The organism is Staphylococcus equorum (genome assembly GCF_029024965.1).
GTDB lineage: Bacteria > Bacillota > Bacilli > Staphylococcales > Staphylococcaceae > Staphylococcus > Staphylococcus equorum.
Genome location: NZ_CP118982.1, coordinates 359,768 through 382,482, shown reverse-complemented (window position 1 = coordinate 382,482; position 22,715 = coordinate 359,768). Strand labels below are relative to the sequence as shown.

20 protein-coding genes and 1 riboswitch are annotated in these 22,715 nt (G+C 33.7%); of the genes, 7 read left to right on the top strand and 13 right to left on the bottom strand.

The window, feature by feature from the left end; all coding sequences use genetic code 11:
• The first annotated feature begins 106 nt into the window (after positions 1-106).
• Positions 107-577, top strand: coding sequence for a thioesterase family protein (locus PYW44_RS01685; RefSeq protein ID WP_107510317.1), 471 nt, complete (start codon positions 107-109; stop codon positions 575-577).
• A gap of 167 nt (positions 578-744) precedes the next feature.
• Here PYW44_RS01685 and PYW44_RS01680 read toward each other — a convergent pair whose 3' ends face one another.
• Together PYW44_RS01680 and PYW44_RS01675 are read right to left on the bottom strand one after the other, a co-directional pair.
• Positions 745-1,890 (bottom strand): bifunctional cystathionine gamma-lyase/homocysteine desulfhydrase, encoded by a 1,146-nt coding sequence (locus PYW44_RS01680; protein ID WP_107510318.1) that lies wholly within the window; start codon positions 1,888-1,890, stop codon positions 745-747.
• Positions 1,890-2,789 (bottom strand): PLP-dependent cysteine synthase family protein, encoded by a 900-nt coding sequence (locus PYW44_RS01675; protein ID WP_107510319.1) that lies wholly within the window; start codon positions 2,787-2,789, stop codon positions 1,890-1,892. Before PYW44_RS01675 ends, PYW44_RS01680 begins: the two co-directional genes overlap by 1 nt.
• Before the next feature lie 223 nt (positions 2,790-3,012).
• On the opposite strand from PYW44_RS01675, the gene PYW44_RS01670 reads away from it, so the two are divergent.
• The 3 genes from PYW44_RS01670 to PYW44_RS01660 all read left to right on the top strand — a co-directional run bounded on the left by PYW44_RS01670 (position 3,013) and on the right by PYW44_RS01660 (position 5,781).
• A complete protein-coding gene (locus PYW44_RS01670; RefSeq protein WP_107510320.1) occupies positions 3,013-4,299 on the top strand; it encodes a homocysteine synthase in 1,287 nt (428 codons plus the stop codon).
• 258 nt (positions 4,300-4,557) lie between these two features.
• Entirely contained in the window at positions 4,558-5,310 is a 753-nt protein-coding gene (locus PYW44_RS01665) for a threonine/serine exporter family protein (protein ID WP_002506579.1), read from the top strand.
• 12 nt (positions 5,311-5,322) lie between these two features.
• Positions 5,323-5,781: a threonine/serine exporter family protein gene (locus PYW44_RS01660; protein ID WP_002506578.1), complete on the top strand. Its 459-nt coding sequence runs from the start codon at positions 5,323-5,325 to the stop codon at positions 5,779-5,781.
• An 85-nt stretch (positions 5,782-5,866) separates the two neighbouring features.
• On the opposite strand, the gene PYW44_RS01655 is transcribed toward PYW44_RS01660, so the two are convergent.
• The 6 genes from PYW44_RS01655 to PYW44_RS01630 all read right to left on the bottom strand — a co-directional run bounded on the left by PYW44_RS01655 (position 5,867) and on the right by PYW44_RS01630 (position 13,780).
• Entirely contained in the window at positions 5,867-6,763 is an 897-nt protein-coding gene (locus tag PYW44_RS01655; protein WP_069813620.1) for an ROK family protein, read from the bottom strand.
• A 109-nt stretch (positions 6,764-6,872) separates the two neighbouring features.
• Positions 6,873-7,808: a mannose-6-phosphate isomerase, class I gene (gene manA, locus PYW44_RS01650; protein ID WP_107510321.1), complete on the bottom strand. Its 936-nt coding sequence runs from the start codon at positions 7,806-7,808 to the stop codon at positions 6,873-6,875.
• Between the two features lie 16 nt (positions 7,809-7,824).
• On the bottom strand, positions 7,825-9,789 hold the full coding sequence (locus PYW44_RS01645) for a fructose-specific PTS transporter subunit EIIC (protein ID WP_115075940.1): 1,965 nt from the start codon (positions 9,787-9,789) through the stop codon (positions 7,825-7,827).
• A gap of 79 nt (positions 9,790-9,868) precedes the next feature.
• Entirely contained in the window at positions 9,869-11,734 is a 1,866-nt protein-coding gene (locus PYW44_RS01640) for a BglG family transcription antiterminator (protein WP_107510323.1), read from the bottom strand.
• 203 nt (positions 11,735-11,937) lie between these two features.
• Entirely contained in the window at positions 11,938-12,870 is a 933-nt protein-coding gene (locus PYW44_RS01635) for a lactate/malate family dehydrogenase (protein WP_107510324.1), read from the bottom strand.
• 91 nt (positions 12,871-12,961) lie between these two features.
• Positions 12,962-13,780, bottom strand: a complete 819-nt coding sequence (locus PYW44_RS01630) for a MetQ/NlpA family ABC transporter substrate-binding protein (RefSeq protein ID WP_021338830.1) — start codon at positions 13,778-13,780, stop codon at positions 12,962-12,964.
• Between the two features lie 92 nt (positions 13,781-13,872).
• Positions 13,873-13,977: riboswitch (SAM riboswitch) on the bottom strand.
• A 305-nt stretch (positions 13,978-14,282) separates the two neighbouring features.
• Between PYW44_RS01630 and panE the strand changes: the two genes are divergently transcribed.
• Positions 14,283-15,200: a 2-dehydropantoate 2-reductase gene (gene panE, locus PYW44_RS01625; protein WP_107510325.1), complete on the top strand. Its 918-nt coding sequence runs from the start codon at positions 14,283-14,285 to the stop codon at positions 15,198-15,200.
• Positions 15,201-15,586: 386 nt separating this feature from the next.
• Here panE and PYW44_RS01620 read toward each other — a convergent pair whose 3' ends face one another.
• The 3 genes from PYW44_RS01620 to PYW44_RS01610 are packed head-to-tail and all read right to left on the bottom strand — an operon-like array spanning position 15,587 to position 18,537.
• Complete coding sequence (locus PYW44_RS01620) at positions 15,587-17,086, bottom strand: tripartite tricarboxylate transporter permease (protein ID WP_107519082.1); 1,500 nt, start codon at positions 17,084-17,086, stop codon at positions 15,587-15,589.
• 14 nt (positions 17,087-17,100) lie between these two features.
• Positions 17,101-17,544 (bottom strand): tripartite tricarboxylate transporter TctB family protein, encoded by a 444-nt coding sequence (locus PYW44_RS01615; protein ID WP_107510456.1) that lies wholly within the window; start codon positions 17,542-17,544, stop codon positions 17,101-17,103.
• A gap of 12 nt (positions 17,545-17,556) precedes the next feature.
• Entirely contained in the window at positions 17,557-18,537 is a 981-nt protein-coding gene (locus tag PYW44_RS01610; protein ID WP_107510455.1) for a tripartite tricarboxylate transporter substrate binding protein, read from the bottom strand.
• Positions 18,538-18,827: 290 nt separating this feature from the next.
• Here PYW44_RS01610 and PYW44_RS01605 point away from each other — a divergent pair, with 290 nt between their 5' ends.
• On the top strand, positions 18,828-19,646 hold the full coding sequence (locus tag PYW44_RS01605) for an acyl-CoA thioesterase (protein WP_002511572.1): 819 nt from the start codon (positions 18,828-18,830) through the stop codon (positions 19,644-19,646).
• Positions 19,647-19,728: 82 nt separating this feature from the next.
• Here the strand turns inward: PYW44_RS01605 and PYW44_RS01600 are convergent, their stop codons facing one another.
• Entirely contained in the window at positions 19,729-20,208 is a 480-nt protein-coding gene (locus tag PYW44_RS01600) for an FAD-dependent monooxygenase (RefSeq protein ID WP_325971213.1), read from the bottom strand.
• On the opposite strand from PYW44_RS01600, the gene PYW44_RS01595 reads away from it, so the two are divergent.
• Positions 20,130-21,077, top strand: coding sequence for an MFS transporter (locus PYW44_RS01595; protein WP_236593587.1), 948 nt, complete (start codon positions 20,130-20,132; stop codon positions 21,075-21,077). The two genes, PYW44_RS01600 and PYW44_RS01595, sit on opposite strands and share 79 nt — an antisense overlap.
• Positions 21,078-21,132: 55 nt before the next feature.
• On the opposite strand, the gene PYW44_RS01590 is transcribed toward PYW44_RS01595, so the two are convergent.
• Positions 21,133-22,641 (bottom strand): glycosyltransferase, encoded by a 1,509-nt coding sequence (locus PYW44_RS01590; protein ID WP_107510454.1) that lies wholly within the window; start codon positions 22,639-22,641, stop codon positions 21,133-21,135.
• Positions 22,642-22,715: the final 74 nt, after the last annotated feature.

The window sequence follows — 22,715 nt, the reverse complement described above, 5'->3', positions numbered from 1 at the left end:
ACTAATAATAATATCATTATAGAGAAAACAAATTTTTAAACTTTTCACTATAAAACTGATACAATTATGTAGTCCAATATTAAAAAATAATTATAGGAGTGGTCTCATGGTAGATGAATACATATATAGAAATACCGTACAACCATCTTGGATTGACCGTAATAATCATATGCATGACGCACAATATTATTCAATTTTCAGTGATGCAGTTGTTGGTTTCTTTGAATCTGTAGATTTATCAATTTCATATCGTCCCGATCAAGAGATCACGATATTTAGCATTGAAGCACATATTTCTTTTTTAAATGAATTATTACTAGATGATCAATTTTATATCAAGTTTCATATACATGACTATGATGCCAAGAGAGTGCATTTGTTTTTAACGATGTATAATGAGCAAGACGAACGTACGGCTACTTATGAAGTCATTATGATGGGCGTAAGTCACCATACAAGACGTAGCATGAATTTCCCTGAACCTGTTTATGATAAGATCAAAACATATTTTGATAGCCAACAACCCTTCGACATTCCAAAACAATTAGGTCATGTGATTGGTATTCCTAGAAAATAACTCTGTGATACATAGAAGCCTTATCTTAAAACTGAACTTAAGTCCTAATAAGCCATTATCCAATATGACATACAAAGGCTACAAAAAGTACTACATAGATATCACAACAGAACAGTTTCTTATAAAAAAGAACCTCCAAATGATTGGAGGTTCTTTTTTATAATTAATTATTTTAGGTGATCTAACGCTTTTTTTAAATCTTCCACTAAATCTTCAGTGTCTTCAATGCCAACTGAGAGACGAATTAGCCCATCTGCAATACCTTCTTTGGCACGAATGTCTTTAGGAATAGAAGCATGTGTCATTAATGCTGGTACAGAAATTAAACTTTCTACTGCGCCTAAACTTTCAGCTAATGTGAAATATTGCGATTCACGGATAATTGCTTTGGCACTTTCTATATCCTCAACTTCAAAAGCAACAACACCAGTATGTCCTTCTGATTGTGCTTCGTGGATATCATGATTTAAATGTTCAGCGATGCTTGGATGGAATACTTGTTTAACATTTTGATGTTGTTGCAACATTTCAATAATTGAAAGTGCATTACGTTGTACTTGTTCCATTCTTAGCCCTAATGTTTTAATACCACGAATTAATAAATAACTATCTTGTGGTCCCAACACGCCGCCTGTTGAATTTTGAATAAATCCAATACGCTCAGCTAGGTTCTCATCATTTGTAGCAACTAGGCCTGAAACGACATCACTATGACCACCAATGTATTTTGTAGCTGAATGCAATACGATATCAATACCCAATGTTAATGGGTTTTGGAAATATGGCGTCATAAATGTATTATCAACAACTGATATCAAATTATGTTTTTGTGCAATTTCAGCTGATTTTTTAATATCTGTTACTCGTAATAATGGATTTGAAGGTGTCTCAATATATAACATTTTTGTTTCTGGTTTAATATATTGTTCCACTTCATCTATATGCGTTGTATCTATGAAATCTGCTTTTATTCCAAAACGTGAAAACACTTTTGTTAGCGCTCTATAAGTGCCACCATAAACGTCAGAATTTATCAATAAATGATCGCCTTCATCTAATAACATAATCACTGCTGATATTGCTGCCATACCTGAACCAAATGCATAACCATATTGACCATGTTCTAAATTAGCAATTAAGCCTTCTAATGAACTACGTGTTGGATTAGCTGAACGAGAATATTCATATCCCTGTCTCATATCACCGATGTCATCTTGCATAAATGTACTTGTTTGATAAATTGGTGTAGTTACTGCACCTGTATATGGGTCTGTAGTAGATCCGCCGTGAATTAATTGTGTTTTTTTATTCATTAATGATTCTCCTCATAATTAAAGATTTTTTGTGACATGTATCGATCACTACCATCAGGAAAAATCGTTACAATAACGCCACTATTGATGTGTTTTTTTACTTCTAATGCACCTTGTAAGACTGCGCCAGAGGAACTTCCTACAAGTAAGCCTTCTCGTTTTGCCAATAATGCTACATTTTCAAAAGCATCTTTATCAGATACCTTAACAATATCAGAAACTAAGGATTCAGGTAAAAACTGAGGCCACTTTTCAGAACCGATACCTTCAATATCATGGGGATGTTGAGCTCCTCCACTTAATATAGAACCTTCCGGCTCAACTATGACATTCTCTACATTTAATGAAGTTAAGTGTTCTGCAACACCTGTAAATGTACCTCCTGAACCTATACCAGCCACAAAATAATCTATTTCTGGCAATGCTTCTGTAATTTCTTTGCCCAACGTTTCTAAATATGCTTTCGGGTTGTTAGCAGATTCAAATTGATTTAAATAAAGTGCGCCTGTTTGCGATTCAAATTGCTTTGCTGCTTCTTGAGCACCTTGCATGCCTAGTGCTTGCTCAGTTCTTCTAACTTCAGCACCTAAGGCTTTAATAATAGCTATTTTTTCTTCTGCAAAACCTTCAGGTGCAAAAATAACTGCATTTATATTATGATGGTTGGCTGCAATAGCTACGCCAATACCCGTATTGCCTGCTGATGCCTCTACTACAGTTCCACCTTTTTGTATTAAGTTGTTCTCTAAAGCTTTTTCAATTAAATACTTCCCAAGTCTATCTTTAATACTACCGCCAGGATTGAATTGTTCTAATTTAGTATAAATTTGAACATCCTCATTACTAAAAGATTTTAATAATACCATAGGTGTATTGCCGATTAAATCATATGCAATCATCATAGTCCTCCACACACAGGTGTTTTTAATATTTTGTTTATTCCCTACTATACTGATATGAATTATAAATAGTTTCAGCCCTTTTTGCAAATTTTATAATTAAAATATTGTAAAACACTTAAAATAAATCCTTACTTTTTTAATAAGAATACTTGAATTCACTATATAGCTCTTGTATAGTATTAGTTATCAGAAAATTCAAATTTATAGGAGGATTTACATTATGAGTCAGAATTCATGGCATTTAGACACATTATCAATTCATGGCGGTCAACAAGTGGATGATTCAAAATCACGCGCAGTACCTATCCATCAAACAACGAGTTATGTATTTGATAGTACAGACCATGCACAAAAATTATTTTCGCTACAAGAAGACGGTAATATTTACACGAGAATTATGAACCCAACACAAAATGTCTTTGAAGAACGCATCACGGCTCTAGAAGGGGGCGTTGGCGCTTTAGCTACTGCTTCAGGACAAGCTGCAATACATCTCGCATTATTAAACATCGTTGAAACAGGTGATGAAATTGTTGCTTCTTCAAACTTATACGGTGGTACATATAATTTATTAAAAGTGACATTCAAAAAATTAGGTATTAAAGTCCATTTTGTAGATCCTAGCAATCCTGAAAACTTTAAAAATGCTATTACAGATAAAACGAAAGTTGTTTATGCAGAAACAATCGGCAACCCTCGTATTGATGTTCTAGATATAGAAGCTGTTGCAGATATTGCACATGATAATGGCGTTCCATTAATTGTTGACAATACATTCCCAACGCCTTATTTATTACGTCCGTTTGAGCATGGTGCTGACATAATTGTTCATTCAGCCACTAAATTTATTGGTGGCCATGGTACTTCAATCGGCGGTGTCATTGTTGATAGTGGTAAATTTAATTGGGATAACGGTAAATTCCCTGGCTTAGTAGAACCAGACCCTAGTTATCATGGTGTCTCTTATGCGAAGGATGTAGGAGAAGCTGCGTTTATCACTAAAGCACGTGTTCAATTATTACGTGATTTAGGTGCATCTGTATCACCTTTCAATGTTCATGAGTTCTTAATTGGTTTAGAAACATTACATCTACGTATGGAACGTCATTCAGAAAATGCTTTACGCATCGCACAATATTTAGAAAAACATCCAAATGTAACATGGGTAAACTATCCTGGTTTAGAAAACAATGCTTACAATGAATTAGCTCAAAAATATCTACCAGATGGACAAGGCGCTATACTTACATTTGGCGTTGATGGTTCAGTAGACGATATTGCTAATTTCGTTGAAGGATTAGATTTATTCTCACACGTAGCAAACGTTGGTGATTCTAAATCATTAATCATTCATCCTGCAAGTACAACACACTTACAATTGTCATCAGAAGAACAAAAAGCTTCAGGTGTACTACCAGAACTTGTAAGATTATCAGTTGGAACAGAAAAAGTAGAAGACATCATTTCAGATCTTGATAAAGGTTTTAAAGCGTCACTTGGAAACTAATGTTAAAAGTTTCCTTAGTGACGCTAAGAACCAAGTTCACACTCTGAAAATATAGCACGTCAAAAACGCCCAACCTTTATTTGTTTGGGCGTTTTTTAGACTGCGCGCTATTATTCCGTCACACAAACCGAAGACTCCTGCGTGTGTAAATTTTATATTTCAACTCCTATATTCTATTAATAAAGGTATTTACCTTTGTGTTTGTTAATTAATATTGGGATAATAACACTAATTGTTCAATAAGTTGGAGGTGCATGTTTGGATAATCAAAAAGATCAAATAACCATGAATGTCATATTACTTACCGGTAAAATACTTTTATCTTCTGGCGCTGAAGTATCGCGTGTTGAAGATACTATGCGTCGCATAGCAATTTGTATGGGCTATTACAATAGCCAAGGATATGTCATAAATGTGTTTATCAATTTTTCACTTAGTGAGGAACACGATACGCGCATTTTACGTATTAATAAAAATATCACCAACTTATTGAAAATATTTCAAGTTAACGCAATTTCACGAAAACTCACGAGTAATCAATTGTCTATAGAAGAAGCTTATGACCTTTTAAAAAATATAGAACGTACATCAGTAACTATTCCATTGTGGAAGAAAGGTATAGCAGCCGGCATTATCTCATTGAGCTTTTTATATTTACAAAATGGTACATGGCCAGATGCACTTACCGCAATCATAGCTGGTGCTACAGGATTTTTAATCGTAGAGTATATGCATAGTAAGTCACTGACTATGTTTATACCTGAATTTGTAGCTTCTTTTGTAATAGGAACAATTGTTATATTTGGGTCTAAATTATTCAATGTTGATAATATGTTTGGACCTGCCATGCTTGCTTCAGTTATGCCAATTGTTCCTGGCGTGTTAATAACAACCGCAATACAAGATTTATTTGGACGTCACATGCTTATGTTTACAGCAAAATTTTTGGAAGCATTAGTTATTGCTTTTGCGATTGGTTCAGGCATAGCAATTGCGTATTCACTATTTTAAGGGGGATTCTTCATGACTATTTTAATTACATTCTTATGCAGTTTCAGCGCCTCTTATTTCTTCAACGTGATTTACGATTCGCATAAAAAGGTATTTCTTCCCGCCGGATTTGCTGGAGCCATGGGTTATATCGTCCATTTTATTTTAAGCGAGCATGGACAAATGGATACAATATACACAAGTTTATTAGGTAGTTTAACACTAGGTTTAATCAGCCATACTATGAGTCGAATATATAAAGCGCCTGTTGTATTGTTTATGATTCCTGGTATTATTCCACTTGTTCCAGGAAGCATTGCTTTCAGTGCGACACAACAGCTCGTTACGCTTAATTTTACTGACGCAACTAACACATTTATTCGTGCTATTTTGATAGCAGGTGCGATTGCTTTAGGTTTGTTGATTTCAGATCAATTATCTAAAACTTTGAACATACGAAAATACTTAGCTATTAAAAGAAATAAACTTTAAAAAGACTACACACTATTGTTATACATTTCAAAGAGGTTTATAAAAACGTTATTTGATAGTAATACAATATATGTGTAGTCTTTTATTATGATTCATTCACAAAATATAAACCCGTTAATACATTAGCTTCTAAATCACTTACTTTAATACTAATGGGACTATTTCGTACTAAATGATGTTCTTTTACATAGGTTTCTATACTTTCTTTATAAGGCAATGGACTTTGCGTCACGCCGCCGCCTAATACAATATGATAAATATTAAATACACTAAATAAATTTGTACACAGTTGTTGAGTTAAGTTTAAAACTTCCTCAATCATATGAGTTATTGTTTTGTCTTTACCTTGAACATACATTTCAATGGCTTCTTTTGTACTCACTTCTCTTTTTAGAATCCCACTCGCTTTTCTGCTAATCGCTAATCCAGAAATCTCATTTTCAACACAGCCATATTGCTTACAGACAGGACATTGGTAACTACTATCGCTTTTAATTACTGTATGGCCAATCTCACCAAAGTTCCCGTCAATGCCAGAGATTAATTGTCCCTGTTTCATATAAGCCATGCCAACGCCTGTGCTAATCGTTAAATAAATGAAATCCTCAGTTTGTGCTTTTATATACTGATGTTCTGCTAAAATTGCAGCATCCGTATCATTAACAAATCGTGGCTTAAATTCACTATTCTGTGTTATATAAGTACCCGCATTAAATCCATTATATTTTTGCAAATTGGGAGGATTTAAAAATAAGCCTTGATTATAATCACAAGGACCTGGCATCGCAATATTTAACGAAGTTTTATCGACATTTTCGAAATTCTCTACATAGTCATTCGCCAGGTTTATAATTTCTTCAAATTCCTTTTCGGGCACATCTTTATCCGTTTTAAATTTTTGACTCGCTACGATTTCTAAGTCTTCATTGATAAGGCCCACAATCGTTTTAGTTCCTCCAATATCAACACAAATTTTCAACATCAGGCACCAACTCCATCATTTATTAGTTTATCTTAATTATGTATAAAAAGAGGCACAGACAAAACTAATTTGCCTTGTGACAAATCAAATTCATCTTGCCTCTCCTTATTTATACATGACTGACAATCATCGTCATGTCACCATTAAATTTTATCTCTGTATCTTCTGTTGTCAGTATAAAGTGCGTACCTTTGTTTAAACTATAGTCGCTTCCATCTACAGTAATTTGTCCGCTACCTTCAACAATTGAAACAAGACAGTAGTCATGCGGTTTTCTATAATTTAAGTTACCAGCGATCACCCAACGTTCAACTGTGAAAAAATCATTAGACACAAATTGTGTGTACTGCTGCCCTTGGATATTTTCATGTATTGGCGTCGTGTTAGGTGAATCTTCTGAAAGATGAATTACAGCTTTACTCTGTTCTAAGTGCAAATCACGTTTATTTCCATCTTTATCTACACGATCATAATCGTATATTCTATATGTCGTATCCGAAGATTGTTGCGTTTCTAAAATCATAATACCTTTTCCTATTGCGTGTACTGTTCCAGCTGGTACATAGAAGAAATCTCCTGCTTGTACTTTTACTGTTTTAAAAAGTGTATCAAATTGTTGTCGATCAATCATTTCGTTTAATTCATCCTGATTTTTAGCGTTCACATCATAAATAATCTCTGCATCTTCTTGTGCATCTAGAATATACCAACACTCTGTTTTGCCATATTCACCTTCATATTTTTGTGCGTATTCATCATTTGGATGGACTTGAATTGATAATTTATCGTTTGCATCTAATATTTTCGTTAATAAAGGGAATTTAGTATCACCAGTTTCACCAAATAATGCTTTATCTTCATTCCATACTGCTTCTAATGTTTTACCTTTATGTTTACCATTCTCAATTATATTCGGTCCATTAGGATGTGCTGATATCCCCCAACATTCACCCGTATATTCATTAGGAATATCATAATTGAATGATTTTAAAGCCGTACCACCCCAGATACGTTCTTGAAAAACAGGTTGTAAGAATAATGGCATATGCTCATACCTCCAATTATATTTCTTTTAGTATATCGTATATTTGTTCTATATGTGTTGCATCGATTAAACTCTGACGGATATTATCATCCATTAGCGCTCTAGATAAACGCTGTAACAATTTCAAGTGCGTATCATTACTATCACTTGGTACTGCAATTAAGAAAACAATTTTTGGCAATGTGCCATCTAAGCTATCCCAATTCACGCCTTGCTTATTATTCATAACTGCTACGATTGGTTTTTTCACTGCATCTGACTTGGCATGAGGTATTGCCACATTCATGCCTATAGCCGTTGTCGACTCCATTTCTCGTTTTAAGACGTCTGCTTTCAGTTTTTCCGTATCTGTAATGTAATCATATTTATCTAATTGATCTACAAGATGTTCAATTGCTTCGTCTCTTGTCAATTTCTTCTCTGATATTTCAATTACCTCTTGCTGAAATACTTCAATCTCATCATCTGTTGTTGATTGTTTATCTTCTTTTTCTTCAGCGCTATTTTGCGCAGTTACTTCTGAATCATTCTGACTTTGTTCTGTCATTCCTGCTTCTGAATGCGCTGCATCTCCAGCTATTGCTGGTGTTTTTCTTCTTAGTGTTAACACTGAGAACATTGTCACAACACTACCTACAATCACTGCTATAAAGAACCAGAGCACTTGGTCAATACCACCAAGCACAACTACGATAGGTCCACCGTGTGCTACTCTGTCACCTACGCCACCAATTGCTGCAATTGCCGCTGCAATCATAGCACCTATCATATTAGAAGGTATAATACGTAAGGGATCTTGAGCAGCAAAAGGAATCGCACCTTCCGTTATACCAAATAATCCCATTGTAAATGAAGCTTTACCCATTTCTACTTCACCTTTATTAAACTTGCGTTTGTTGATAAATGTTGCAAGACCTAGACCAATAGGTGGTGTACATACTGCAACAGCAACCATACCCATAACTGCATAATTTCCTTCAGCAATCAATGCTGAACCAAATAGAAATGCTACTTTATTTACTGGTCCACCCATATCAAAAGCAATCATTGCGCCAATAATCAACGCTAAAATTACGATATTTGTTCCTTGCATCCCTTTCAACCATGTCGTTAAGCCTTCAAAAATACTAGCAATCGGTGCGCCAATTAAGAAAATAAAAATGAGCCCTACGATAAGTGAAGATATTATCGGTATAATGATAATCGGCATAATTGGAGCCATTGCTTTTGGTATTTTAATATTTTTTATCCATTTTGCAATATAACCTGCTATGAAACCTGCTACGATACCGCCTAAAAAACCTGCACCTGCGTCACTACCATAAAAACTACCATCAGCAGCTATCGCACCACCAATCATCCCTGGCACAAGCCCCGGTTTATCTGCAATGCTTACAGCAATATAACCTGCCAAGATAGGAACCATAAAGCTAAATGCTAAATTACCGATATTTTCAATTGATTTCCAAAATGAATCTTCCGGTATTACTAACCCTTCAGGTGTGGCTTTGCCTCCTAAAGTCAATGCAATTGCCATCAATAGTCCACCAACAACGATAAATGGAACCATAAATGAAACACCATTCATCAAATGTTGGTATATCATTTGCATGCCACTTTTTTGCTCCTCATCATCTTGATTAGAAGCACCTGTCGCATTAGCTTCATGATGTATGTGTGCATCTTTATCGATAATACGTTGAATGAGTTCTTGTGGTTTATGAATACCTTCTCGAACACTTTCATTGATTAATAATTTCCCATCAAATCGAGATAAATCTACTTGGCGATCTGCGGCAATAATAATCCCATCCGCTTCTCTAATTTCTTTCGATGTCAAAACATTTTCAGCACCAACGCCTCCCTGCGTCTCTACTTTAATGTCTATACCCATTTCTTTACCTGCTTGCTCTAGTTTCTCTTGAGCCATATACGTGTGTGCTATCCCATTTGGACACGATGTTATCGCTAATATTTTCATAACGTTCATCCTCCTTACTTTTAATTGTAAACGCATTCATGAATAAATAAAAAAGAATAATTGCCGTTAGTAGTGGCAATTATTCTTTCACTAACTGAATTACTTTATCCCTTAAAATTTGATCTTCAAGCACTAACAACTGATCTACATCATTTTCAGTTAAATTGGCTATCGTATGAATAATCTTTTTCATAGCTGGAATATCTTGTTCTGCTATTGCTAAGAAAAAGACTAATTTCGCTCGATTTTGTTTCCAGCCAAAACCCTGCATGTTTTTAAAAATCACCACGTGTGATTTCAGTACCTTTTCAGGATCGCCGTGAGGAATACTAATCCCATTTCCTATAAAAGTAGAAGAAAATTTTTCTCTTTCCAAAGAACTTTGGATATATTTTTCGCTAACTGAGTGGTTGTCACCAAAAATAATTTGCGCCTGTTCAAACACATAGGATGCTTCTGTTAGCTCTTGCTTGTCTGAGTGCACATCAAATTGAATGGCTGCTAATTCATCCTGATTTAGCACAGGATTTTGCTTATGGCGTATAAATGATTGAATTTTATTAGCATCTTCATTGGAAAATAATGGAGAAACCTCCATTACTTGTAATGTATCTGGCACCTGAAATTTATCTATAAAATGCGTCGTAATCAAAGCATCGACACCTGAAAAATCATACTGTGACACATTTTCTAATTTCAATGTATCTATCACGTGTATCCTATCATCTAAATTTGCTATTTTAGCTTCCAATAAACTTGAAATACCCAAACCATAGTAGCAAGTAATTACGATATTAAAACGATTTTTTTCATTACGATCTATTGATGATTGAAAATGTAATGCCAAAAATGCAATTTCATCTTCTACTAGATTTATTTTTGCGTCTTTAGACAAATGATTTACTGTTTCATATAATGTGTTAAAAACAAAAGGATAATGTTTTTTTATATCTTCAGTTAATGGATTGTTAATATAGACATTTTTAGCAATACGTAAGTAGGTTCTACTAAAATGTGAATAAACATTGTCACGTAATGCTTTATCTTTAGTAAAATTCACTCCAACACTTTTTTCCATTTGATATATCATTCTATCGATATAACTTTTAACGAACACTTTTTCTAAGCCTAAATCGTATTTATTAAAATAGTAACTAATAAAAAATGAAAACAATTTAGCAGTTTCATCACTTAGACCATATGCTAATTTACGATTTATTTCGTCTATGCAATGCTGTGCTATAATTTGTGATTCTTCATCTACAACCCACGAAGCGTCATTGTCATTGTTTCTTTTAAAGATAATAATAAGATGTATGAGCAATTGTCGAATTCGAATATCGGAAGTTTGTATTTGGTAATCACTTAAGTTATTTTTAATAATTTGAAATATCATTTGGATATGTGCTTCCGGTATTTCATTTAGAATGAATTGCTCTACAGTCTGGTGTTTTGTAGAGAGCTGATTTAAATGGAGAATCGCATTTCTTATATTCATTTCGTTACCATTAACTGTAATACCTTTTTTCTTAGAAATATTTACATTAATATCAAATGAGGTACACCATGATTGTATTCTCTTTAAATAGTCATTTACTTCTGATCTTGTTAAGCCAAAGTCATTTTCCAATTGATCAACAGTCATGGGTTGTTGATGCATTAGCAATTGGTACCCTATTTTCAACAGTATTTCACTTTCTTTATTCGTATATGCTGTAACGATTTCTGCTAATTGTTCCACGCTATATAAGGTACGGTTCATTTTATAACCTCGACCCTTTACACTAACAATGAGTTCTTTCACTAACTCACTATTAATATATTTAATATCACTTCGTACAGTTCTGTTGGAAACATTCAAGTAGTTCGCTATTTCGTTTGCACTTAAATAATCATTACTATTATTTAATATTAAACGAATAAGTTTAGCATGTCTTTCTTGCATTTCTGCACCGCACTTTCCACATTCTTACACACCTTATTAGTAAGCGTTACCTATAATATCAAATACATTGTAGCTATAACTCATTATATAAGCAAGGAGTTCACTGTTTATTTAACATCACCTTAATTTCTGCTATAAATGCTTATTTTAAATAAAAAAAGAGATAGCAACTGAATTTTTCATTCGTTACTATCTCTCAATTATTAATTTGTTACTTTACTAATTGTTTGTTTTATATATCGATGCGCCTCTTTGAGTTGCGCAATTTCTGTTGGACTAAGTTGAATTTCAAACCTCTGTTTAATACCTTCACGTCCCACTAATGTAGGTAGGCTAAAGGCACTCTCATTCAAACCATATTCATTACTTATTGAAGTTAACGGCATGATGCTCTGCTGGTTTAATGCAATTGCTTGTATTAAATAATTAACTACTTTCGATATCGCTACATTTGTCCATCCTTTTTTATAAAACACATCCATAGATACCTGATCTATTTCTGAAGTTATGCGCGTTTTATCGATAGGTGGAGTATCCGTCAATTGTTGAAATTCATCTAATGTCATGCCATAAATTCTAACTTTACTCCATACAGGAACTGCATGTTGCCCGTGTTCTCCAATCACAAACGCTTCAACATTCTTAGGGTCAACTTGGTAATATGACGCAATCAATGTTTTAAATCGAGATGTTTCCAAAGATGTACCAGTACCAATTATTTTATGTGAAGGGTACTGAGATGCATTGCTCATATAAGTAATTGTATCTACTGGATTGGAAACTAAAATAACAATCGCATCTTGTGTCACTCGATTAATTTGTTTCATGACTCCTTCAATCATAATTCGATTACCTTTCGCAAGCAATACCCGGTCACCCTCATTAGGATCTGTTGGCACACTTGCTGTAATTACAATGAATGAGGCATCGGTTAAATCCTCGTAATTGCCCTCGCGAATATTGATGTGGGTTGAATTAGGTAAACCTTGCGTGTGCAAATGATCCAGTGCTTCACCACTTGCTCTTTCTGTATCTGTATCAATTAATACAATATCTGAGAATAAATTTAAATTTTGGACGTCTGTAAGTACTTGGCTTCCTACTTTACCAAGCCCAATGATTCCTATTTTGGACATTTTATCCCCGCCTTATTTATAGAATATTAATATATGGTACTTTTAATTACTATATAAAATGTAACCAATTTATTGTGTTATCTATGACAACCTATTTTTCATAAGGAATGACGTCTTGACCGTATTCTTTTTTAATAAAGTCTTGTGTATCTTTTGATTGTAGTACTTTAATTAACGTTTGATATTTTTTATCATCTTTATGGCCTTTTTGAACGGCGACTATATTTGCAAATGGTGATGATTTATCCTCAACTGCAATCGAATCTTTATGTGGTGTTAGTCCATTATCGATAGCATAGTTGGAATTCATAATAACTGCCGCGCCTTCTTTGCTGTTATATGTTTTTGGTAAAAATTCAGCACCTTGTTTGTTATTGAATTTTAAATCCTTTTTATTTTCTACAATATCTTCAAATTTTGCATCTTCAATATTTACACCTTTTTTAATTTTAATTAAACCTTTATCAACAAAAAATGATAAGAAGCGTCCTTCTTCAGCAGGATTGTTCGATACATAAATTGTTGAGCCTTTAGGGATATCATTAATATCTTTATATTTTTTACTGTACACACCCATTGGCGTAGTTAAGACTTTTCCTACTTCTTCAATATTATAGTTATGATCTTCTTTTTCAGCTTTTAGATAAGGCACGTGTTGGAAAAAGTTTGCATCTACATCGCCTTTATCTAATAATTTATTAGGCACTTTATAGTCATTCACTGTCTTAATTTCTAATTCATAACCTTCTTCTTTCATTGCTTTTTTAGCGTGTTTTAGCACTTCGCCATGTGGTGCAGGAGACGTTGCTATCGTGATTTTTTTATCCTCACCTTCACCCTTTGAATTTCCGCACGCTGCTAATATAACTGCTAATACTAATAACGAAACTAAACTTGTAACCCTTTTCATCAAATCTCTCCTTATAATTTGTTTTAATTTACGACTAAAGCTATGTATAAAAAAATACTTTCTCTTGGTTTTCAAGAGAAAGTATCCACCTTCCCTCATCTTTGAAAGTAAAATTACTTTCTGTGAATTAGCACCATTTCAAAAACGACGGTTGCTGGGCTTCATAGGGCACATCCCTCCACCACTCTAGATAAGAGTAAATCATATGTATTTGATTGTTTTAATCCTAGCATCGCACTCATGATTAGTCAATAAGTTTTTAGAAAATTCTAAATCATTTGTTTTCATAAATATTTCCACTTCGTTCCATGTGAAACAATAATCATTCTGATAGTTAACTTTATAATTTGAGAAGCTAAAGAAAAAATAACACCTTAATTTAATATATACATCTACAATAATAATATAAAATATATATATATATATGCGTAATAATTTTATGAAGTGGTATATATATATTAACAAGTTAGAAATAATACATAACACGAGGAGTTGCATAATAATGAGAATTTTAGTCTTAGGAGCAGGTGGTATCGGGGGCTACTTTGGTGGTCGCTTAGCTGAAGGTGGTCAAAACGTTACATTTCTAGTACGTTCAAAAAGAAAATCATATCTAGAGCGTAATGGTCTATCTATTCATAGCGAAAAGGGTGACTATCACTTTAACCCTCAACTTATTACAAGAAAAGACCGTGTGAAACCATTCGATATAGTGCTCTTGTCTTCTAAGTCTTATCATTTAGAACATGCGCTTGAAGATTTAACACCATTTGTTAACGGTAATACAGTGATTATTCCATTACTTAATGGAATCGCACATCTACCAAAGTTACAATCAACTTTCGGTGAAAATAAAATTATGGGTGGTTATTGCGTTATTGAAACGACTTTAAACCCCGTTGGTGAAATCGTTCATACAAGTCCTTTTGACAAACTCTTTTTTGGTGAATTAAATGGTGATCAAAGTGAACGTGCTGAACAAATTGCTCAAGCTTTTTCAAATACCAAAGCTGAATTTATTTTAAGTTCAAATATCCAGCAAGGTATGTGGCATAAATATTTAATGATCACTGTACTATCAAGTCTTACTACACTCATGCATGCACCAATTGGACCAATTCGTGATAGCGTGGGAGGCGTTGATTTTATTGAGTCACTATACAATGAAATCGCTTCAATTATGCGTACACATAATGCGCCGATTTCGGATAATATCGTCGATCAATATATGAAATCACTGCCGAAATTATCCTATCACTTCAAGACTTCTATGCAACGAGATATGGAAAAAGGATTAAATATTGAAGCAGATCATTTACAAGGTTATTTATTAAATTTAGCAGCATCATACCAATTAAATGCACCTCTGCTAACTACTGTTTATCAAAACCAAAAAGTATATAAGGAAATGCTTCAATAATAACTATTTAAAATCTTTGTTTATAGAACTTAATGAGCAGTTGCATAGTGCCGACAAAGTCTTCAACTTTGTCGGCACTTTTTAGTACACACTTACAGCAGGCATGACTCATCCTATAGTATTCGGCTAGTACTTTTCCCGCCGGAGTCGGCACAAATCACTGCCTTGATTCATTGAAGGAACTAAAATATAGGACAACAAATATATAAATGAATTAGCGAAAAAGAATTCTTCCATTTCCTTGTAAATTTAGTAAAGAAATTGATAAACAAAGATTATCTCAAGGAAAAACATCTATAAAAAATAAACCAAATGCTTTTATAGCACTTGGTTTATCTACGTTTTGAAACCTCTCATGACATAACATAATGAGTAGATTTATTATGTTATTTTTTCACTTTCATTCTTTTAAATCCTTTTATAATCAGTGGATAGAACAGCGCTAGAATAGTCATCAATGTTAACACGAGACTAATTGGGGATGCCAAAAAGATATCTGCTACATTGTTATTACTCACTATTAAGCTTTTACGAAAATTCTGCTCCATATCTGAACCTACGATTGCTGCCAAAATTAAAGGCGCAGCCGGGAAATCTAATAATTTCATAACTAAGCCGATAATACCAAAAATAATTAGAATATAGAAATCAGTGATACTATACCCTAATGTATATGTACCGATAAACGCCAACACTAAAATAATAGGATATAACACTTTGGGTGGTGTTCGTAATATTTTTAACAGTAATCCTATTAAAGCAATGTTCAAAATGACTAAGAATATATTACCAATAAACATGCTATTAACGAGTGTCCATATCGTTTCAGGCTCATTTGCAAATAACAAAGGCCCTGGTTGTAAACCTAGCATAACGACTGCACCTAAAATTACAGCTGTTGTTCCTGATCCTGGTACGCCCATCGTTAATAACGGGATTAAAGCACCTACGGAAGCAGCATTATTAGAAGCTTCTGGCGCAGCTACGCCTTCTATTTGACCTTTACCGAAATTCTTGCCATTTTTAGATATTTGTTTTTCGGTTGAATAGCTTAACATTGCCGCAATAGAGCCGCCGGCTCCTGGTAATACACCGATTAAGAAACCAATAGGACTTTGGCGAAGCATAGCGCCTCTTGTGTTCTTTATATCTTCCTTAGATAATTTCATTGATCCTACATCAGCTTTAGGTGGTTTCAATGCATCTAAATGTAAATAATTATATAATACTTCTGCTACGGCATATACCCCAATGATAACGACTAAGAAGTTGATACCTTCACTTAAATGAGGTAAATCAAATGTGAAACGATAAATACTTGTTTGTAAATCTACCCCTACTGTACTAATGATTAAACCAATACTTGTCGCAATGAAACCCTTGACCATCTTCCCTGACGATAAAGTTACAATAGCTGAAAGCGTAAATAAGAATAGTAAAAAATATTCTTGTGGGCCAAATTTTAAAGCAAAGGCAGACAATGGCTTAGCTAAAATGATAAAACCAAACACCGCAGTAATACCTCCAATTAACGAAGCAATTGCTGAGATTGTTAGTGCTTTACCCGCCTCTCCATTTTTGGTCATTGGATAACCATCGAATGTAGCTGCAATGGCTGAGCCATCACCTGGTGTATTTAATAAAATCGAACTTCTCGAGCCACCATACATGGCACCATAATAAATTGAAACCATTAAAATCAATGCGCTTACGGGTTCCATACCAAATGTCACAGGTATGAGCACTGCAACCGCAGTCGCAGGTCCTAATCCAGGTAACATACCTACTACAGTACCTAGAAAACCACCGATAAGGACCCATAAAAGGTTCATCGGATGAAACGCAGTTGATAATCCTTCTAAAAAACTACCTGCATCAATCCCCATTTAAATCACCCTCCTTAAGGTAAACTGACATTCAATAATTGTGCGAATGTGTACCATGCAATGCCAGAAAAAATCACCGTAACTAAAATATTCTGTAACCATCTTTTATATCCGTTAATTAAGAACATAATGGCACCTAAGAATATAATTGTTGAAATTAAAAAGCCAAGACGTTCGAATATTAAAGCGTATATTACTGTTAAAACAATTGTTAAGACGATACGTATAAATGTTTTCCTCTCTAGTAATTGTGAAAAAGCTGTAAAACCTTCATGACGTTTTTTGAATTCTTGAAAGAAATAAATAATACTCATTATCAAAAGCAATAAACCGACTAACATTGGAAAATACATCGGACTATTAGGATCGCCAATGTTCGATTTAGGTATATTTATAGTTAATACTAAATAAATAAGACCAAATAATATTAATAATACTGGAAAGACAAGTCGTGACATTTATACTCCCCCTTATTTCAGACCTGAATCTTCGACTAGTTTTTTATATTTCTTACGTTGTTCTTTTAAAAATTTCTCACTTTCTTCGCTATCTTTATAATAATTCTCCCAGTCGTTGTTCTTTCTTATTTTTTGCCATCTATCTGATTTCACTACATCTTGCATTGTTTCATCCCAATAGGCAATTTGTTCTGGTGTCATATCTTTCGGCCCCATGACGCCACGCCAATGTGGAAAGACGACATCAACACCTTGTTCTTCCCAAGTAGGAACATCTTCGATGCCTTCAACCGGTTTATCAGATGTTACTGCTAACATTTTTAATTTTCCAGTTTGGTGTTGTTCTTTTACTTCAGAGACAGCAGTAGAAGCAACATCTACATGTCCACCTAATAAAGCGGTTTGCAAATCTCCTCCACTTTTATATACAAGGAAATCGATTTTATCTACATCGACGCCATATTCCTTAGCTGCCTGTACAAAAGCTAAGTGGTCATTGTTACCTAAACCTGGTGCAACACCTATGGTTAAGGATTCTGGATCTTTTTTTAGCTTTTCCATCACTTCTTTACCAGAACTTAAATTAGATTGATTAGATGCTGTTAAACTAATCCACTCTGTTGCTAAAATTGCAATAGGTGTAAAGTCATCTGTACCTAAATCACTTAATCCCAATTCCTTGTTAGATAATAATAAACTTGAGTTGATAGAAATCGTATTCGGCGAACGTGATTTTAAATATTGCCAGCCTACTTCTCCGCCACCTCCAGGTTTATTAATCACATTAACATTTTGTTTAGTTAAGTCTTCATCAATCATAATTTTTTGTATCGCACGTGCTGTAGTATCCCAACCGCCTCCTGGAGAAGCTGGCGCAACGATTTCTATCGTTTCATTGGGAAATTGTTTATCCGATGCACTCGAATTATTTTCTTTACCACAACTTGCTAGTACAACTGAAAAAATGATAATTAATATCCCCCATCTTTTCATCTTAATCCCCCTTAATTGAAAACGTTTACAAACTAATTTTATATTATCAGATAATTAAGAATAATTAAACAATAATTTATTTTTTTTATACTTTTCAGAATCGGATGTTAATATTTTAAAAGTCATATTAAGATAGTAATAAAATATTCAGTATTAAAAACAATTTTGAAATATAACCTCAGCCTTTATCATTTTAGGTATTGCTTAAAATCAATGCTTAAACCAACTAAAACAGGTTATACTATGTATGTATAAACGATAATTAATTGTAATATTTGGGGGGATTTACTATGGGACAGAATCATCCATTTGATAAAGCTACACAACTAACTGAAGAAACGCCGGGTGTTTATAAAGGCCATACGTCCGAAAAGTATGCCAATATGATTGGACCGTTTGGTGGCGTTATTGCATCTACGTTGCTTCGTGCTGTCTTAGAACATCCAGAACGATTAGGAGAACCAGCTGCGTTAACTATTAACTACGCAGCACCTGTAGCTGATGGCGATTTTAATATTAAAGCAACACCTACTCGAACAAATCGATCCACTCAGCATTGGTATATTGTGCTTTCTCAAAATGCTAAAACTGTTATTACTGGAACGGCTGTTACTGCTCAACGACGAGATACTTGGTCTACTACCGAGATAGCGTTCCCTAATGTACCAGCTGCTGAAAATGTTGCGCTTCCATCAATAGAGGGTGCACCACCTTGGTTACAGAATTATGATATACGAATTATCAAAGGGGCACCACTCGCATTATCACAAACACAATCTAACAATGCTCATGATTCTACGACACTTCAATGGATACAAGACAATCCAAAGAGAAACCTTGATTTTCTCTCACTTACTTCAATATGTGATGCTTTCTTTCCACGTATTTGGGTACGTCGTGAAAAAATGGTACCTATTGGAACAGTTTCGCTTACTATTTATTTTCATGCTGATTCAGAAACACTTAAAATGAATGGTAATCGAGAAGTCTTAGGCCATACACGTGCACTTAAATTCTATGATGGCTTCTTTGACCAAACTGGAGAAATATGGAGTTATGACGGAAATTTACTCGCGACAACGAGTCAATTTGTTTATTACAAAGAATAAACATTTTAAATTTCATGAGAATTAAAAAGAGCTATAAAGCATCTACAATATAGATGCTTTATAGCTCAATTTATGAATTCTTTTAATGACTTACTTCTTCACTTTGAAAATGCCCACCATGATATTGGTCTACATATTGATAATCATGTTCTGTACGCGCTTTCAAAATTGCGTTTCTTAATAGATTATTTACTTTATTTTTACCATGTATGATTTCGCCCCATACACGTGCATTTTCTTGTACAAATGTCGTGCGTGGTTTACGCTCTTCTTCAAATTCTGTAAATGCCTTTTCATAATTCGTTTCATGTTTTTCTAACATATCAGCCATGAATGATGCATCTTCTAAAGCTTGGCATGCACCTTGAGCAAGATATTGTAACATTGGGTGTGCGGCGTCACCAATTAATGTAAAGTTACCTTCTGACCATTTATCAATCGGCTTACGATCAAACATTGGCCATCTTTTTTGTCTTGAAATAAATGAAAAACCTTGTCGTTTCAATAGTGTTATGTGGCTACTCAATTGGTGGTATTCTTGCACCAGTGTTAGGGTTAACATTAATGCCTATCGGAGGTTGGCGCTCAATCTTTTGGGTGGCAATTTTACCTATATTTGCACTACCGTTTTTACTTAAGCAATTACCTGAGACGTTTAGTTATTTAAATCGTACTAATAGGAAAAAAGAAGCAGTAAATACATTAAGAAAAATTGATCCAAAACTTAACATATCAATGAACGATACGATAAAAGATATCGAAGTTTCTACTACTAAAGTGCCTTTAATGGACTTATTTAAAGAAAACAGGGCGCTCAGTACAGTCTTATTTTGGTTAACTTTCTTTTGCTGTTTATTAATGATTTTTGGTTTAAATACATGGTTACCAAATTTAATGATGCGAGCAGGATATGAATTAAATTCTAGTTTAATGTTTTTAATCGTATTACAAGTTGGAGCAATCGTAGGAACACTTATAATCGGAAAACTATGTGACAAATTTGGTTCCAAAAAACTACTTGTGCCATTATACATTGCTGGCGCTATTTCTTTATCTCTATTGTCTTTAGGTAAAGATGTTAATATATTTGTTATTTATATTTTAATTGCAATCGCTGGCGCTGCTACCATAGGTTCACAAAATCTCGTTCAAGCTTTCGTATCGCAATATTTCCCAGCCTATATTAGATCCACAGCGCTAGGTACAGCTTCTGGTATTGGGAGAGTCGGCGGAATGATTGGACCGCTAATGGGTGGCTTTTTACTCACATTTGCATTACCTATGCCTATGTACTTTATCGCTTTTGCTATTCCAGGTTTAATAGCTGCCTTAGCACTTTATTTAATACCCATGCAACATGCAAGTGAAGAATATAAAAAAACGTATCAAGTTAAAGACGTGCCGAAAGACGTACCGAACGAAGTTAAATAACTTAATAATTAAAAAAATCTCAACCAATGCTGGTTGAGATTTTTTAATGCCTTATTCATATTGTAATTTTTTCTTGAAGTTGTTTCAATAGTTCAGCGTAATTATTAATTGCTGTTTGATGTTTTAATCTTTCATTATTTTTTACATTGTTAAGTGGTTTATCTACAATTTTCATCATACCATTTGCAAATTCTAGAATATTATTAGGTTCAATAAGATATCCATTTTTACCATGTTCAATAATTTCTCTCGGACCATATTGAACATCATATGAAATGGCAGGGCATCCAACTGCAATGCTTTCCATAATTGTTAAACCAAATCCTTCAAAGCTACTCGTTAATAGCGATGCTCTCGAAGCTTTAAATTCAGCTAATGGATTAGATGTATAGTCATTAATTTCAACATACTCATTTAAATCATATTCCTCTATTTGGTTTTTAAGCATTTTTAATTGTCCCGCTTCATCCTTACCATATAATACGAGTTTGCTCGTGTAACCTGCTTCACGAAATAACTTATATGCTTTAATAAGATGGTCCAATTGTTTTCCTACGCCAAACCTGCCAATATAGATAAATTGATCTTTAAAGTTTGATGGTTCACGAGAAGGCTCTGCAACTTCAATAAAGTGGGGTATTACAGCAAAACGTTCATCTTCAATAGAGTATAAATTTTGTATATCTATTTTTTGATGGTTCGTTAACACTAAATATTTAGTAACACAGTCAGAATGCGTAAGCGCGTATTTATATGCTTTTTTCACATTATTTCCATCTATATGCGAGCTATGAAATACCAATACATTTTTAGTGTGATTTGTTTGTTTTAATAATGGTATATCTAAAAGTCTGGCATCATTAAAGACAATATCTCCATCTTTAAAACGATTTTGGAAATAATATTGAAAAAGCTGTTTTTCATTTTCAAATGCTTTAAAATGTTTTCCCTCTTTATATAATTGAATTAATAATAGTGTTGTGTTCTCATCATCAGCAAAAAACTTTTCACAATATTTATTACCCTCTCTATCATAGAACTTTTCGGCAATTTTCCCATAATTTTTAGTAGAAAAATAAATTTTCTTATGTAAATGACCAAAATTATTGTACTGATGTCTCTCAACTCTTTTTTTACAATAAGGAGTCATAAAGTCTTCGAATTCTAAAATATTACTTCCTGGTCTAAACTTTCTATATAAAAAATATGTATCACCGTCATAATAACGGACAATATCCCTATTGTTTTTTCTTATTTCACTTCTTAATCCTTCAATATCTCGTTCAACTTCCTGATATTCTATTGTGTCACTATTAGAGTGTGGATTATATAATAACTTAAAATCAGATAGCCAATCATAAATATTTTCTACTCTGATTTGAGCATTTAATTTATTATTTTCCACAAATGATTTAATAACTTCATAATAGTTAGGATTATAATTTGTTGTTAATATTGTGTTTGTTTCATTTAAATCGTTATGCATTAATTGAATTCTATTTAACAACGCTTTCGTTCTTCCGCCATGAACTGGTGGTAATGTTGATGTAATTGTATAAAGCACTTATGACTCTCCCCTGACATAATAAGTTTTAATAACAATAGTGTACCATATAAAATGAAGTTTTTTATATGAAA

Coding starts and splice junctions, on each gene's coding strand:
- PYW44_RS01680 (WP_107510318.1), bottom strand. CDS start 1,890: ATGAATAAAAAAACACAATTAATTCACGGCGGATCTACTACAGACCCA.
- PYW44_RS01630 (WP_021338830.1), bottom strand. CDS start 13,780: ATGAAAAGGGTTACAAGTTTAGTTTCGTTATTAGTATTAGCAGTTATA.
- PYW44_RS01600 (WP_325971213.1), bottom strand. CDS start 20,208: ATGTTAACCCTAACACTGGTGCAAGAATACCACCAATTGAGTAGCCAC.
- PYW44_RS01645 (WP_115075940.1), bottom strand. CDS start 9,789: ATGAAAATATTAGCGATAACATCGTGTCCAAATGGGATAGCACACACG.
- panE (WP_107510325.1), top strand. CDS start 14,283: ATGAGAATTTTAGTCTTAGGAGCAGGTGGTATCGGGGGCTACTTTGGT.
- PYW44_RS01685 (WP_107510317.1), top strand. CDS start 107: ATGGTAGATGAATACATATATAGAAATACCGTACAACCATCTTGGATT.
- manA (WP_107510321.1), bottom strand. CDS start 7,808: ATGCCATTATTCTTACAACCTGTTTTTCAAGAACGTATCTGGGGTGGT.
- PYW44_RS01640 (WP_107510323.1), bottom strand. CDS start 11,734: ATGCAAGAAAGACATGCTAAACTTATTCGTTTAATATTAAATAATAGT.
- PYW44_RS01655 (WP_069813620.1), bottom strand. CDS start 6,763: ATGTTGAAAATTTGTGTTGATATTGGAGGAACTAAAACGATTGTGGGC.
- PYW44_RS01635 (WP_107510324.1), bottom strand. CDS start 12,870: ATGTCCAAAATAGGAATCATTGGGCTTGGTAAAGTAGGAAGCCAAGTA.
- PYW44_RS01610 (WP_107510455.1), bottom strand. CDS start 18,537: ATGAAAAGATGGGGGATATTAATTATCATTTTTTCAGTTGTACTAGCA.
- PYW44_RS01615 (WP_107510456.1), bottom strand. CDS start 17,544: ATGTCACGACTTGTCTTTCCAGTATTATTAATATTATTTGGTCTTATT.
- PYW44_RS01670 (WP_107510320.1), top strand. CDS start 3,013: ATGAGTCAGAATTCATGGCATTTAGACACATTATCAATTCATGGCGGT.
- PYW44_RS01675 (WP_107510319.1), bottom strand. CDS start 2,789: ATGATTGCATATGATTTAATCGGCAATACACCTATGGTATTATTAAAA.
- PYW44_RS01605 (WP_002511572.1), top strand. CDS start 18,828: ATGGGACAGAATCATCCATTTGATAAAGCTACACAACTAACTGAAGAA.
- PYW44_RS01595 (WP_236593587.1), top strand. CDS start 20,130: ATGAAAAACCTTGTCGTTTCAATAGTGTTATGTGGCTACTCAATTGGT.
- PYW44_RS01620 (WP_107519082.1), bottom strand. CDS start 17,086: ATGGGGATTGATGCAGGTAGTTTTTTAGAAGGATTATCAACTGCGTTT.
- PYW44_RS01660 (WP_002506578.1), top strand. CDS start 5,323: ATGACTATTTTAATTACATTCTTATGCAGTTTCAGCGCCTCTTATTTC.